The 13,448-nt window shown below is 32.4% G+C and carries 16 protein-coding genes and 1 pseudogene; 15 read left to right on the plus strand and 2 right to left on the minus strand.

Annotation, left to right across the window (positions count from 1 at the left end):
• Positions 1-60: 60 nt before the first annotated feature.
• The 4 genes and pseudogenes from L3X37_RS01235 to L3X37_RS01250 form a co-directional block, all read left to right on the plus strand.
• Complete coding sequence (locus tag L3X37_RS01235) at positions 61-939, plus strand: DMT family transporter (protein ID WP_237238347.1); 879 nt, start codon at positions 61-63, stop codon at positions 937-939.
• A gap of 307 nt (positions 940-1,246) precedes the next feature.
• Positions 1,247-1,783 carry a 50S ribosomal protein L21 gene (rplU, locus tag L3X37_RS01240; protein ID WP_237238348.1) on the plus strand — a complete coding sequence of 179 codons (537 nt, stop codon included), beginning with the start codon at positions 1,247-1,249 and terminating at the stop codon, positions 1,781-1,783.
• Positions 1,784-1,808: 25 nt separating this feature from the next.
• A complete protein-coding gene (gene rpmA, locus L3X37_RS01245) occupies positions 1,809-2,069 on the plus strand; it encodes a 50S ribosomal protein L27 (protein ID WP_013869859.1) in 261 nt (86 codons plus the stop codon).
• A gap of 156 nt (positions 2,070-2,225) precedes the next feature.
• Positions 2,226-2,838: pseudogene (locus L3X37_RS01250) on the plus strand (transposase); the annotation flags it as partial.
• Between the two features lie 117 nt (positions 2,839-2,955).
• Here the strand turns inward: L3X37_RS01250 and L3X37_RS15350 are convergent.
• Positions 2,956-3,069 carry a transposase gene (locus L3X37_RS15350; RefSeq protein ID WP_369409862.1) on the minus strand — a complete coding sequence of 38 codons (114 nt, stop codon included), beginning with the start codon at positions 3,067-3,069 and terminating at the stop codon, positions 2,956-2,958.
• 74 nt (positions 3,070-3,143) lie between these two features.
• Here L3X37_RS15350 and L3X37_RS01255 point away from each other — a divergent pair, with 74 nt between their 5' ends.
• From L3X37_RS01255 to L3X37_RS01265, 3 genes are all read left to right on the plus strand, one after another.
• On the plus strand, positions 3,144-3,920 hold the full coding sequence (locus L3X37_RS01255) for an alpha/beta fold hydrolase (protein WP_237238349.1): 777 nt from the start codon (positions 3,144-3,146) through the stop codon (positions 3,918-3,920).
• A 60-nt stretch (positions 3,921-3,980) separates the two neighbouring features.
• Positions 3,981-4,247: a DUF1660 family phage protein gene (locus L3X37_RS01260; RefSeq protein WP_237238350.1), complete on the plus strand. Its 267-nt coding sequence runs from the start codon at positions 3,981-3,983 to the stop codon at positions 4,245-4,247.
• Between the two features lie 84 nt (positions 4,248-4,331).
• The gene (locus L3X37_RS01265; protein ID WP_237238351.1) at positions 4,332-4,580 is read left to right on the plus strand and encodes a DUF1660 family phage protein; all 249 of its coding nucleotides are present in this window, start codon (positions 4,332-4,334) and stop codon (positions 4,578-4,580) included.
• Here L3X37_RS01265 and thiL read toward each other — a convergent pair.
• A complete protein-coding gene (thiL, locus tag L3X37_RS01270; RefSeq protein WP_237238352.1) occupies positions 4,570-5,616 on the minus strand; it encodes a thiamine-phosphate kinase in 1,047 nt (348 codons plus the stop codon). The genes L3X37_RS01265 and thiL overlap by 11 nt on opposite strands.
• 292 nt (positions 5,617-5,908) lie before the next feature.
• Between thiL and L3X37_RS01275 the strand changes: the two genes are divergently transcribed.
• The 8 genes from L3X37_RS01275 to sufC all read left to right on the plus strand — a co-directional run bounded on the left by L3X37_RS01275 (position 5,909) and on the right by sufC (position 13,448).
• A complete protein-coding gene (locus L3X37_RS01275) occupies positions 5,909-7,171 on the plus strand; it encodes a choice-of-anchor B family protein (protein WP_237238353.1) in 1,263 nt (420 codons plus the stop codon).
• Positions 7,172-7,181: 10 nt separating this feature from the next.
• Positions 7,182-8,525, plus strand: coding sequence for a hypothetical protein (locus L3X37_RS01280; RefSeq protein ID WP_237238354.1), 1,344 nt, complete (start codon positions 7,182-7,184; stop codon positions 8,523-8,525).
• Positions 8,526-9,293: an MbnP family protein gene (locus L3X37_RS01285; RefSeq protein ID WP_237238355.1), complete on the plus strand. Its 768-nt coding sequence runs from the start codon at positions 8,526-8,528 to the stop codon at positions 9,291-9,293.
• A gap of 5 nt (positions 9,294-9,298) precedes the next feature.
• On the plus strand, positions 9,299-10,366 hold the full coding sequence (locus tag L3X37_RS01290; RefSeq protein WP_237238356.1) for a cytochrome-c peroxidase: 1,068 nt from the start codon (positions 9,299-9,301) through the stop codon (positions 10,364-10,366).
• 105 nt (positions 10,367-10,471) lie between these two features.
• A complete protein-coding gene (locus L3X37_RS01295; RefSeq protein ID WP_237238357.1) occupies positions 10,472-10,801 on the plus strand; it encodes a HesB/IscA family protein in 330 nt (109 codons plus the stop codon).
• A gap of 8 nt (positions 10,802-10,809) precedes the next feature.
• Complete coding sequence (gene sufB / locus L3X37_RS01300; RefSeq protein WP_237238358.1) at positions 10,810-12,261, plus strand: Fe-S cluster assembly protein SufB; 1,452 nt, start codon at positions 10,810-10,812, stop codon at positions 12,259-12,261.
• A gap of 18 nt (positions 12,262-12,279) precedes the next feature.
• Entirely contained in the window at positions 12,280-12,693 is a 414-nt protein-coding gene (locus L3X37_RS01305; protein WP_237238359.1) for a hypothetical protein, read from the plus strand.
• 2 nt (positions 12,694-12,695) lie between these two features.
• Positions 12,696-13,448: a Fe-S cluster assembly ATPase SufC gene (sufC, locus tag L3X37_RS01310; RefSeq protein ID WP_237238360.1), complete on the plus strand. Its 753-nt coding sequence runs from the start codon at positions 12,696-12,698 to the stop codon at positions 13,446-13,448.

Consider the following 13,448-nt stretch of genomic DNA (forward strand, 5'->3'; position numbering starts at 1 on the left):
TAAATAAAGCTGTTTATTGAGTAAAAAAGTAGAATTTTGTGATTTTTGTAAACGGTTTAAATGAACAATGTCAATTTAAAATGGATTTATCTTTTTACACTTTCATTAATTTGGGGTAGTTCTTTTATATTAATGAAAAAAGTATTGATAGGATTAACTGCGGTACAATTAGGTTCGTTAAGAATAATTTTTTCAGGTTTTTTTCTTTTTATAGTTGGGTTTAATAAAATAAAAACAATTACAAGTAAAGATTGGAAATGGGTTGGTTTAACTGGGCTTTTGGGCACTTTTTTTCCTGTTTTCTTTTTTGCTTATGCACAAACTGAAATAGATAGTTCTATTGCCTCTATTTTAAATTCTTTAGTGCCACTTAACACAGTTCTTGTTGGTTTTCTTGTTTTTAAAATAGTATCTACTAAACGGCAAATACTAGGTGTTTTTATTGGGTTATTAGGTACAGTTATGTTAATTGTTAATGGTGCTTCAATTCATTCAAATCAGAATTATTTATATGTTATTTTTATAATTCTTGCAACACTTTCATATGCAACTAGCGTTAATGTTTTAAAGCGGTATTTACAAAATATGCATGCGCTTACCATTGCTGTTGGAAATTTTGCTGTAATAATTATTCCAGCAGTAATTATATTAATTAGCTCCGGGTTTTTTAAGACAGAAGTTTTAGTGTCTCCTAGTTTAAAACCGGCACTATTATATTTATTGATTTTATCACTTTTTGGTACTGCCATGGCAAAAGTTTTATTTAATAAATTAGTGTATGTTGCGACACCTGTTTTTGCTTCTTCTGTAACTTATTTAATGCCAATAGTTGCTATTTTTTGGGGTATTTTGGATGATGAAAGCTTAACTTTATTACAAGTATTTGCAGGTTTAATTATTTTGTTAGGTGTGTATTTGGTACATAAAAGAAAGGGCTAGTTTGGTTTAATGCATTTAAAATGGTATGACTACATTTTTCTTATTTTATGCTAACGAGGTAAATTTAGAGTTTTTATAAAAACTATTTGAAAAAATCAATGGTGTTTTTTCTATAGATATTGGTATGGTTATTTTTATAGTTGCTATTATGGGTCTTGTTACATCAGTAGTTTCTACCTTGGCAGTTATGCAGTTATTTAAAAACAGTAGAAATATTCTTTAAAACAAATAATAACGTTTGCAGTTTAATTATTTAGCTGTATATTTGCACTCATTTTTTGAACAAATTAATTAATAAAAATTCGCTATGTACGCAATTGTAGAGATAGCAGGGCATCAATTTAAAGTTGAAAAAGACCAAAAAGTTTTTGTTAACCGTTTAGCAACAGAAGAAGGTAAGAAAGTTTCTTTCGATAACGTTCTTTTAGTTGGTGATGGTGACAAAATAACTGTAGGCGCCCCAGCTATAGACGGAGCACAAGTAAGTGCTAAAGTCTTAAAGCACCTTAAAGGTGATAAAGTAATCGTTTTCAAAAAGAAAAGACGTAAAGGTTACCGTGTTAAAAATGGTCATCGTCAATCGTTAACAGAAATTGTAATTGAAAGCATTGCTGCTTCAGGAGTAAAAAAAGCAGCTCCAGCTAAAGCTGAGAAAGCCGTTCCAAGTAAAGAAGCTAAAAAAGCAGATCCAAAAGCAAAAGTTGAAACTGCAGTACCAAAAGCTGAGGCAACTCAAGATTTAGGAAAATTAACAGTTGCTGAATTAAAAGAGATGGCAAAAGCAAAAGGAATTACAGGGATTTCTTCAATGAAAAAGGCTGATTTAATTGCTGCATTAAGCTAAATTAATAATATAAAAACTTAAGACAATGGCTCATAAAAAGGGAGTAGGTAGTTCTAAGAATGGTAGAGAATCAGAATCGAAACGTTTAGGTGTTAAGATTTTTGGTGGTCAAGCTGCTATTGCTGGAAACATTATCATAAGACAACGTGGTAATACACATCACCCAGGTGAAAATGTATACCAAGGAAAAGATCATACTTTACACGCTAAAGTAGATGGTCTTGTAAAGTTTACAAAGAAAAAAGATAACAAATCATACGTATCTATTGAGCCTTTTGAGGCTTAAGAACTTTAGAAGTTTTCTTTAACAAAAAACAAAGAGTGCTGTCTGAAAAGAGGGCGCTGAAAAAGTAACATAAAAACACAAGCAGTAAAGCGTTGATTCAATCAAAGTTTTTACTGCTTTTTCGTATCTTGATTATTCTAAATACAGTTTATGCTAGTGCTAGTTCAAAAAGAAAGTCTGCCTTTAAGTGCCTATTCTGATCTTTATGATTTAATCGTAGCCAAAGAAAAGACAATTTACTGCGCAAAATAAATGAATTAATAGATTTTACTTTTGTGTATAATGAATTGTTACAAAATATTGCCTTAATAAAGGACACAACCCAGAGAGCCCTATAAGGATGTTTAAGTATTTATTGCTTAAAACATTTTATAACATCTCGGACATTGAGGTTGTTGAACGCTCAAGATTTGATATGTCGTTTAAATATTTTTTGGGTATGTCACCAGAAGACAGTCTGATAAGACCAAGTTCACCAACCAAGTTTAGAAAGTTGTGCTTAAGAGATTCAGAACTATTAAATTTATTAATAGGAAAAACGGTTTCTATTGCTTTTGAGAAAGGCGTTATCAAATCAAAGTTTATTATTGTTGATGCTACCCACACAAAAGCCAGATCCAATACTTTATCGCCTCTTGAAGTTTTAAAGCAAAGAGCTAAACTACTTCGCAAATCGGTTTATTCTGTTGATGAAAGCATAAAGAATGAATTGCCTAAAAAGAATGAAGATGATAATTTGGAACATGAGCTAGAGTATTGTTCTGAATTGACCGATTTTATAGTTAAATCAAAATAAAATGTTATAATTTAGGATGTAAAAAAAATTCATCAGTATTATAATCATATTTTCTTCTGATACTTTTTGCTTGCGCCCATTTCTTTTCAATTAGGATTCAAATCTGGACTTATATGGAGGAAGGAATTCTAAAGTATGTCCAGCGTTTTGTATTGCTTGTGATGCATCATTTCTTTTATGGAACGTTGCATTATCTAGGACAATGACTGAAACCTGTAATTAGTATTTCTTTAGTTTTATTCATTTATGATTTTATCTTTGCCTAATATAGTATAAATATGATTTTAGTACACAAAGGAATCAATGTTTTTTATACCGATGAGGGCAAAGGGCAAGCCATTGTTTTACTTCACGGTTTTTTAGAAAACTCTAACATGTGGACGCCTTTTCTGCCAGAATTAACCAAAAACAACAGAGTTGTTTGTATCGATTTATTGGGTCATGGGCAGACAAATTGTTTAGGGTATATTCATTCTATGGAACTTATGGCTAATGTTGTTAAAGCGGTTTTAAATCATTTAAAAATTAAACAATCTATTTTTATTGGACATTCCATGGGGGGTTATGTGGCACTCGCTTTCGCGGAAAAAAATCCAACATCTGTAACAAGTTTATGCTTAATGAATTCTACTGCTGAAGCAGATACAAAAGAAAAAAAAGATAATAGAGATAGAGCTGTTATAGCAGTAAAGCAAAACCATAAAACATTTATTAGAATTGCGATTAGTAATTTATTCAGACCAAAAAACAGAACTATTTTTGTTAATGAAATAAAACAAATAGTTGCTGAAGCTTTACAAACACCTTTGCAGGGTATTATTGCTGCTTTAGAAGGCATGAAAATTAGATACAATAAAGAATCAGTTTTAAGCTCAAACCAATTTAAGGTAATGATGATAATTAGCAAAAGGGATCCCGTTTTAAATTACAATTCATTAGTATTACAAGCAAAAAAAGCACGTATAAAAGTAGTAGAATTTCCTGATGGACATATGTGTCATATTGAAAATAGGGGTAAATTCTTATGCCACATAATGCATTTTATCGAAAATTAATATCTTTTCGTCGTTTTTATTAATTATTTTCCTTATTTTTATTTTCCTAAATTTTAACCCATGAAAAAAACACAAAGCAAACCTACTATTATCCCAAAAATGTATTGCAATCTTTTTGGACATGATTATCAAGTCTCTAAAAAAGTAACCTACCATGTTAAAGAATACACTTGCAGACATTGCAAAAAAGAATTAACAACAAATAGCAACGGTAACTTAACAGAACTCACCCCTAAGTTTAAAGAAATAAATGACATTTTAAGCCGTATACATGCTTCAAGAACGCAACGTTTAAAGAAGAAATCATTCGCTTCGTCGATTTATTAACACCTTGTTCATAACTTTAACGACTTTTTAATACATTTAACGTTTCTCTCCAAAAGAAGTAGTAATTATTAATAGTTAAGGTTTATGAAAAACATTCATTGCAAAGTGTTTGGGCATGATTTAGAAGTTGCTCGAGAGGTTACATATCATGTTAAAGAATACACTTGTAAAAATTGCAGAAAAGAGTTTACTACTAGTAGTAATGGCAATTTAATAGAACTCACTTCCAAGTACAAAGAGATAAACAAAGTTTTAGAATACATTCACAAGAAACGTGTCTCTAAAATTAATCGGCAAAATTTTAATGCAGATTTACTGGTCTTTAAGCACTAAAATTTTTCCACCCTTGCGCCTTAATTGGTATTTTTGTTTCTGCTCTGGTAATTAAATGTGTGCCTGCTCGCTCTTCTTTTATATGACCAATTATTGAAAAATTTGGATTCGCTTTAATCTTGGGATAGTCCTTTTGAGAAATTGTGAATAACAACTCATAATCTTCACCTCCATTTAAAGCAACTGTTGTACTATCAATATTAAATTCTTCGCAAGTAGAAATAACCTGAGGATCCAACGGAATTTTTTCTTCATACAAATCGCAACCCACTTTACTCTGTTTACAAATATGAATAATTTCAGATGACAAACCATCGCTAACATCAATCATCGCAGTTGGTTTTAGCTTCAAGTCGCTCAACAATTTAATAATATCTTTTCTTGCTTCAGGTTTTAATTGACGCTCTACAATATAAGTATAGGGCTCTAAATCTGGTTGATTGTTTGGGTTTACTTTATACACTTCTTTTTCGCGTTCTAAAACTTGCAACCCCATATATGCAGCACCCAAATCGCCCGAAACCACAAGTAAATCATTTGGCTTAGCACCATTTCTATAAACCTCATCATTATTCTCAACTTCACCAATAGCAGTAACAGAAATTAATAATCCCTTAGTTGAAGATGTAGTATCTCCGCCAACAACATCTACATTATAAATATTAGCTGCAGTACCAATTCCAGCATACAAATCTTCTAGAGCTTCTAGAGGAAATCTGTTTGATACAGCAATAGAAACCGTAATTTGTGTTGCAGTAGCATTCATTGCAAACACATCTGATAAATTAACAATAACCGCTTTGTACCCTAAATGCTTTAGTGGCATATAACTTAAATCGAAATGGACTCCTTCAACAAGCAAATCGGTAGTAACAACTATTTTTTTATTTTTAAACTCCAAAACAGCAGCATCATCACCAATACCTTTAATGGTAGATTTTTGTTTAATTTTAAAATGCTTAGTTAAATGCTCAATAAGTCCAAACTCACCTAAATCACTTAATTGTGTAGTTTGTTGATTTTTATCTTCTATCATGTTGCAAAAATAAGAAGCTATTTTAATTAATCAGTATGCTTTTAACATTATAACTACAAAAACAAGCCCTTTCTGTGAAACGTATCATTCAATTTTAACATTAAAATCGATGAGTTGTCAGTCTTTTTTGCTATTATTAAGCTAACTTTGTTGTGTAGTAGAAACTGGTAATTCTCTATTAATTAGTTTTTTAAAGTTATACTACCTGTAACAAATTGTCGTTTTAGTATTATGCTATGATATTAAAACGATTCTAAAAAATTGAAAAAGAATAGTTAAAAAATTGCGAAACATGTACTTACATTTAAAAAGACTCAACGTCTTATATACTATAATTTTAGGATGTTTTTCATTGTCACTATTTTTTTCTTGTGATAATGAAACTGTTGAAGCTGAAAAAGTAGTTGATACTGAAGTCTTTTTACCTTGCGAAAATGGGTTTGCAGGCATTTACCCATGTAAGGATTACGACTTAATGGCGCATTTGCCAATAAGTACTTTTGGAGCAACAAGAGGAAATGATTCTTGGGGTTGGACAGACCAATCTACTGGCAATGAATATGCTTTATTAGCAACTGATACAAACGTTTCTTTTATTGATATTACAGACCCTATAAACCCAATATATTTAGGTCATGTACCTACAGAAACAGTTCCTAACTCTTGGCGCGATGTAAAGGTTTATAAAGATCATGCATTTATAGTAGCTGATAATGTTGGTGCTCATGGCATGCAAGTATTCGATTTAACCCGTTTACGAAATGTTGCAAATCCGCCAGAAACTTTTACTACAGATGCCGTTTATACAGGTGTAGGAAGCTGCCATAACATAGTTATTAATGAAGAAGAAGGTTTTGCCTATTTAGTAGGCTGTAACACCTTTAGCGGTGGCCCAAATTTTATCGATATTACAAACCCTAAAAGCCCCGTTTCTGTTGGTGGTTATTCAACTAATGGCTACTCACACGATGCACAGGTAATAACATACAGTGGTCCAGATAGCGATTATACAGGCAAACAAATTTATATAGGCAGTAACGGAAGTGCTTCTGGCACTAATAAAGTAGTAATAATTGATGTTTCAGACAAAGCGAATCCGCAATTTATTGCAGATATAACATATCCTAATTCAGGTTATACACATCAAGGTTGGTTTACCGAAGATCAGCAATATTTTATTTTAGGTGATGAATTAGATGAACAGCGTTTTGGAGACAATACAAAAACATTAGTTTTTAATTTTACAGATTTAGACAACCCTGACTTGTCATCTATTTATTTTGGACCAACACTTGCCATAGACCATAATGGCTATGTTAAAGACAAAACTTACTATTTAGCCAATTATAGTGCAGGACTTCGAATATTAGATATCACCAATATTTCTGCATCATCAAACGCTATGACTGAAGTTGGTTTTTTTGATACTTTCCCATCAAACGATAATGCAAACTTTAATGGAGTCTGGAGTGTATATCCTTATTTTCAAAGCGGTAATATAGTTATTAGTGATATTCAAGGTGGTCTATTTATAGTTAGAAAAAGCGGTACATAAAATTATTTTTATGTTAAAAAAATGCCTTAAAATATTAAGCCTTTTTATTCTTGTTTTCTGTTTTGTTAACTGCTCTAAAAACGAAGACAACACAAATACTCCTAGTATTATTCAACCAGAAATAGAATTCGTAAAAACCTTTGGAGGTTCTAAAAACGAAAGTGCCAAAGCAGTCATTAAAACCCAAGATGGTGGTTATACCGTTTTTGGATATACCCAAAGTACAGATGGTGATATTACTGATAAAATTGAAGAGGGGTTTGATTACTGGTTGCTAAAATTTGATGCTGAAAGTAGCTTACAATGGCAAAAAACATTTGGAGGAAGTGGCGATGATAGAGGTTCAGATATAGTACAAACTGCAGATGGCGGATTTGCTGTTTTTGGTTTTAGCCAAAGTAACGATGGCGATATTACCGAAAATGCAGGTGCTAGCGATTTTTGGATATTAAAATTAGATGCTTCTGGAAATATCTCTTGGCAAAAATCGTTTGGTTTTTCTGGTGCTGATGATGGCATTTCTTTAATCGAGACCAGCGATAATGGATACTTAATTACAGGTGTTTTAGACGTTACAGCTTCTGGTGGTTTAGGTAATAGCAAAACTTTTGCCACAAAACATGCTGGAGGCGATTATTGGGCTATAAAGCTTAATGCAACTGGCAATAAACAATGGAGCAAATTTTACGGAGGCACATTTACAGACACCCCTTATGATGTGATTCAAACGAGTGATAATGGTTATATTTTAGTGGGAGCTTCAGATAGTAACGATGTCGATATTTCCAATAACAAAGGATCTTACGACTTTTGGGTAATTAAAATATCCGAAACTGGAACTTTACAATGGGAAAAATCATTTGGAGGTTCAGAAATTGATGAAGCAAGTGGTATTACAAATACAAATGACGGTAATTACATTATAGTTGGAGATACTAGAAGCAACGACTTAAACGTTTCTAAAAATAATGGTGCAGCAGATTTATGGGTGATTAAAATCTCTCCTTTAGGAGAATTAATATGGGAGAAAACTTTTGGAGGCAATAGTTTTGATGTCGCTCGTTCAATCACAAAAACTCAAGATAATGGTTATTTAATTTCAGGAAGCTCAAGAAGTAACAATGGCGATCTTTCAAACAATAATGGGCAAAATGACGCTTGGGTTTTAAAAATTGATGCTGATGCTAATTTAAAATGGCAAAAAACCATTGGAGGCACCGATATTGATTTTGCATTTGATGTGATTGAACTAAATGATAAATCCATAATAGGAGTTGGAGAAACAAACAGCTCAGATTTTGATGTTAAAGAAAACAAAGGATTTACAGATATGCTGATTTTCAAAATAAAATAAATGACTAAAGCAACTTTAATATTATTTACTTGTTTACTTCTTATTTCTTGTAGTCAAGATAATGACGACAACATTAATCAAGTTAACGCTACTTTCAGGTTCACTCATAGTTGGGACGAATTATCGGTTTCAAACGCAGACTTTAACAAAATTAAATATACTAATGCAAATGGAGAGCAATTAAGCATTACTAAACTCAGATATTTAATTTCTAAAATCACTTTTCAAAAATCAAACGGAGAAAAAATTATTCTGGAAGGTTACAATTTAGTTGATGTTACCAACAACACAAATCTATCATTTACGCCATCGGCAACAATTCCTTCAGGTAATTATAGCCATGTTTATTTTACTTTTGGATTTGATAACAATGCTAATTACAATAACAATTATCAAGATTTAAACTCGGTTTCATGGATAGTTCCTGCAATATTAGGTGGTGGCTATCATTTTATGCAATTAGAGGGTAAGTTTATTAACAATACAGGTGCTGAAACAGGTTATGCATATCATGTAATAAGAGCGGTTGATAACTCTAAAATACCCCAAGAATTTCAGGACACTTTTTTTGTGGTTGATTTAGGAGCAGTAAGCATTGAAAACAATTCAACATTTAATATAGAAATGAATATTGCCGAATGGTTTAAAAACCCAAACACATGGGATTTAAATATTTTAAACAACGCGTTAATGTTCAACTTTAATGCCCAAATTATGATGTTTGAAAATAGGCAAAATGTATTTAGTTTAAAATCTGTTACACCCTAATCTTTTTGAAAAAATGGATTCTACATATTGCCTGTGTTTTTATTTTCATCTGTTCATCTTGTTCAAATGAAAGTGTAGAAACCTATGTGGCAACACCAAGTCCGTTACAAATCCCTCAATTATTTGAAGACAATATTTTAAACCCTGTAATTCCAATAGATAATCCGCAAACTATTGAAGGTATCGCTTTAGGTAAAAAACTGTTTTTCGACCCTATTTTATCTGCTGATAATTCACAAGCCTGCGCCGATTGCCATGCACCCGAAAATGCTTTTTCTGACACCGACAGATTTAGCGATGGAATTGATGGTATTCGAGGCAATAGAAACTCAATGCCTTTATTTAATCTCGCATGGAATTACGATGAGAAATTCTTTTGGGATGGAAGTTCTTTTAGTTTAGAACATCAAGCATTTGTACCTGTTTCTGATCCTATTGAAATGAAAAGCTCTTGGACTGAACTAGAAACCGAACTTCAACAGCATCCAGAATACCCAAATTTATTTCAACAAGCATTCAGCACTTCAAAAATTGATTCCACTCTTGTCACAAAAGCTATTGCGCAATTTGAGCGCACTTTAATTTCATCAAATTCTAAGTTCGATAAATTTCTTTTAGGCAAAGCAACATTAACTCCACAAGAACTAAACGGTTTTAATGTGTTTATGGATGAAGCTAAAGGCGACTGTTTTCATTGCCATGGTAGCGATAAAAACCCACTCTGGACAGATAATATTTTTCATAACAATGGTTTAGATACAGTAATTACAGATTTAGGTTTGGGCGAAGTAACTGGCGATCCTGCTGATAATGGCAAATTCAAATCACCTTCTTTACGTAATCTTGCATTTACGGCACCATATATGCATGATGGCAGATTTGCAACGTTAGATGAAGTAATAAATCACTACAGTGAAGGTTTACAAAACTCTCCAACCATAGATCCTTTAATAAAAAAAGTAACTCAAGGTGGCGTAAAATTATCAAGCCAGGACAAAGCCGATTTAAAAGCCTTTTTATTATCGCTATCTGATTTTGATTTTATAAGCAATCCTAACTTCTTAAATCAATAAGAAAAACTTATAAAACCATATAATAATATAATGTTAGGTTATTCGGTAATCCATGACTTATATTGTATATTTGCACTCTATTTAGACACAATCTATATAAAAATTATGATAAAAGTTTCTGAAACAGCTAAGAAAAAGGTAGTTGAGCTTATGGCAGATGATGGCTATAATGCATTAACCGATTACGTTCGTGTGGGTGTAAAAAGTGGTGGTTGTTCTGGATTGTCTTACGATTTAAAATTTGATAAAGAACAGCAAGATGGCGACAAGGTTTTTGAAGACAACGGTGTAAAAATTATTGTCGATAAAAAAAGCTTTTTATATTTAATTGGTACTACTCTTGAATATTCTGGAGGATTAAACGGAACAGGTTTCGTATTTAATAACCCTAATGCTAACCGAACTTGTGGTTGCGGGGAATCGTTTTCACTTTAAAATAAAATATGAGTAACAAATATACAGAGGACGACCTACGGGAAGAATTAAAGACCAAAGAATATGAATATGGTTTTTACACCGATATTGAATCGGATACATTCCCTAATGGTTTAAATGAAGAAATTGTACGTGCTATTTCTAAAAAGAAAGAAGAGCCACAATGGATGACTGATTGGCGCTTGGAAGCTTTTCGAGTTTGGAAAGAGATGACAGAACCTGACTGGGCAAATGTAAATTACCAAAAACCCGATTTTCAACGTATTTCTTATTATTCGGCACCAAACAGTAAACCTAAATACGATAGTATTGATGAAGTTGATCCAGAGTTATTAGCAACTTTTGAAAAATTAGGGATTTCATTAGACGAGCAAAAAAAACTAGCTGGAGTTGCTATGGATGTTGTGGTTGATTCGGTTTCGGTAGCAACAACATTCAAAAAAACATTGGGCGAAAAAGGCATTATTTTTATGAGTATTTCTGAAGCTATCAAAGAGCATCCAGAACTTGTAAAAAAATATTTAGGTACTGTCGTTCCACAAAAAGACAACTTTTATGCTGCACTAAATTCTGCTGTATTTAGTGATGGGTCGTTTTGTTATATTCCAAAAGGGGTGCGTTGTCCAATGGAACTTTCAACCTATTTCAGAATCAACCAAGCAGGAACTGGTCAGTTTGAAAGAACCTTAGTAATTGCAGACAAAGGTAGTTATGTAAGTTACCTTGAAGGCTGTACCGCACCAAGCAGAGACGAAAACCAATTACATGCAGCAGTTGTTGAATTAATAGCTTTAGATGATGCTGAAATAAAATATTCAACAGTACAAAACTGGTATCCTGGAAATGCCCAAGGCAAAGGTGGTGTTTACAACTTTGTAACCAAGCGCGGTTTATGTGAAAAGAATGCGAAAATTTCTTGGACACAAGTTGAAACAGGATCTGCAGTTACTTGGAAATACCCTTCATGTGTTTTAAAAGGTGATAACTCGGTTGGCGAATTTTACTCTATTGCTGTAACTAATAACTATCAACAAGCCGATACGGGAACCAAAATGATTCATTTGGGAAAAAACACCAAATCGACTATTATTTCAAAAGGAATTTCCGCAGGAAAATCTCAAAACAGTTACAGAGGATTAGTTCAAATAAATTCCAGAGCCGAAAACGCTCGTAACTTTTCGCAATGCGATAGTTTGTTAATGGGTAACGAATGTGGCGCACACACTTTTCCATACATTGAAGCAAAAAATAAATCGGCAAAAATAGAGCACGAAGCCACAACCAGTAAAATTGGAGAAGATCAAATTTTTTATTGCAACCAACGTGGCATCGATACCGAAAAAGCCATTGCATTGATTGTAAATGGATTTAGTAAAGAGGTGCTTAATAAGCTACCCATGGAATTTGCTGTTGAAGCTCAAAAATTATTAGAAATTAGTTTAGAAGGAAGCGTTGGTTAAATTAATAAATATAAACACATGAAAAACGTATTAATTGTTATTATTTGTTTTTCTGCATTTTTTAATTGCAAAAACGAAAAGAAAACAGATGAAAATATTTCAACTGAAAATTCTGAAAGAACAGAAAAGCAAAGTGATGGATTAACCCTTTTAAAAGGTGATTTTGTATATTATGCTGATGCAGCAATTTTACAAACACATGCCGAAATTTATGGTGTAATTCTTAACAATAAAGTTGACGAGTTAAACGATAAAGCAAAAGCATTTAAAAAAGAAGCAACAGATTTTGTTCTAGTTGAGGTTCGAGGAAAAATCACTCAAAAACCAGAAGGCGAAGAAGGTTGGGACAATCGTTTAGAAATAATAGAAATACTAAGTGTAAAACCTGCTTCAAAAGAAAAAAATAATGTTGTGCAATCAGGAAAAGAATAATTATGTTAAAAATAAACAACTTACACGCAAGTATTGAAGACAAAGCTATTTTAAGAGGTATTAATTTAGAGGTAAAACCTGGAGAAGTTCATGCCATAATGGGACCTAATGGTTCTGGAAAAAGCACGTTAGCCTCTGTTATTTCTGGAAAAGAAGAATACGATGTTGATAAAGGCGAAATTATTTTACAAAATGAAAATATAGATGAGCTTTCAGCTGAAGAGCGGGCACATAAAGGTATTTTTCTTTCGTTTCAATATCCTGTAGAAATCCCAGGGGTTTCTGTTACCAATTTTATTAAAACGGCTATTAACGAAACACGAAAAGCAAAAGGATTAGAAGACATGCCTGCAAAAGATATGCTTAAATTAATTCGCGATAAAGCTGATTTGTTAGAAATTGATAGAAAATTTTTATCGCGATCGCTAAACGAAGGTTTTTCAGGCGGTGAGAAAAAAAGAAACGAAATTTTTCAAATGGCCATGTTAGAACCTAAATTGGCTATTCTTGATGAAACCGATTCTGGTTTAGATATTGATGCTCTACGAATTGTTGCAAACGGCGTAAATAAACTTAAAAGCAAAGACAATGCAGTAATTGTTATAACACATTACCAACGTTTGTTAGATTACATTGTTCCTGATTATGTGCATGTTTTACACGAAGGTCGTATTGTTAAATCTGGACCAAAAGAATTAGCACACGAACTTGAAGAAAAAGGTTACGACTGGATTAAAGAAGAAGTGAAAGCGTAA

Source organism: Wocania arenilitoris (assembly GCF_021728535.1).
Classification (GTDB): Bacteria; Bacteroidota; Bacteroidia; order Flavobacteriales; family Flavobacteriaceae; genus Wocania_A; species Wocania_A arenilitoris.

Coding starts and splice junctions, on each gene's coding strand:
- L3X37_RS01235 (WP_237238347.1), top strand. CDS start 61: ATGAACAATGTCAATTTAAAATGGATTTATCTTTTTACACTTTCATTA.
- rplU (WP_237238348.1), top strand. CDS start 1,247: ATGTACGCAATTGTAGAGATAGCAGGGCATCAATTTAAAGTTGAAAAA.
- rpmA (WP_013869859.1), top strand. CDS start 1,809: ATGGCTCATAAAAAGGGAGTAGGTAGTTCTAAGAATGGTAGAGAATCA.
- L3X37_RS01255 (WP_237238349.1), top strand. CDS start 3,144: ATGATTTTAGTACACAAAGGAATCAATGTTTTTTATACCGATGAGGGC.
- L3X37_RS01260 (WP_237238350.1), top strand. CDS start 3,981: ATGAAAAAAACACAAAGCAAACCTACTATTATCCCAAAAATGTATTGC.
- L3X37_RS01265 (WP_237238351.1), top strand. CDS start 4,332: ATGAAAAACATTCATTGCAAAGTGTTTGGGCATGATTTAGAAGTTGCT.
- thiL (WP_237238352.1), bottom strand. CDS start 5,616: ATGATAGAAGATAAAAATCAACAAACTACACAATTAAGTGATTTAGGT.
- L3X37_RS01275 (WP_237238353.1), top strand. CDS start 5,909: ATGTACTTACATTTAAAAAGACTCAACGTCTTATATACTATAATTTTA.
- L3X37_RS01280 (WP_237238354.1), top strand. CDS start 7,182: ATGTTAAAAAAATGCCTTAAAATATTAAGCCTTTTTATTCTTGTTTTC.
- L3X37_RS01285 (WP_237238355.1), top strand. CDS start 8,526: ATGACTAAAGCAACTTTAATATTATTTACTTGTTTACTTCTTATTTCT.
- L3X37_RS01295 (WP_237238357.1), top strand. CDS start 10,472: ATGATAAAAGTTTCTGAAACAGCTAAGAAAAAGGTAGTTGAGCTTATG.
- sufB (WP_237238358.1), top strand. CDS start 10,810: ATGAGTAACAAATATACAGAGGACGACCTACGGGAAGAATTAAAGACC.
- L3X37_RS01305 (WP_237238359.1), top strand. CDS start 12,280: ATGAAAAACGTATTAATTGTTATTATTTGTTTTTCTGCATTTTTTAAT.
- sufC (WP_237238360.1), top strand. CDS start 12,696: ATGTTAAAAATAAACAACTTACACGCAAGTATTGAAGACAAAGCTATT.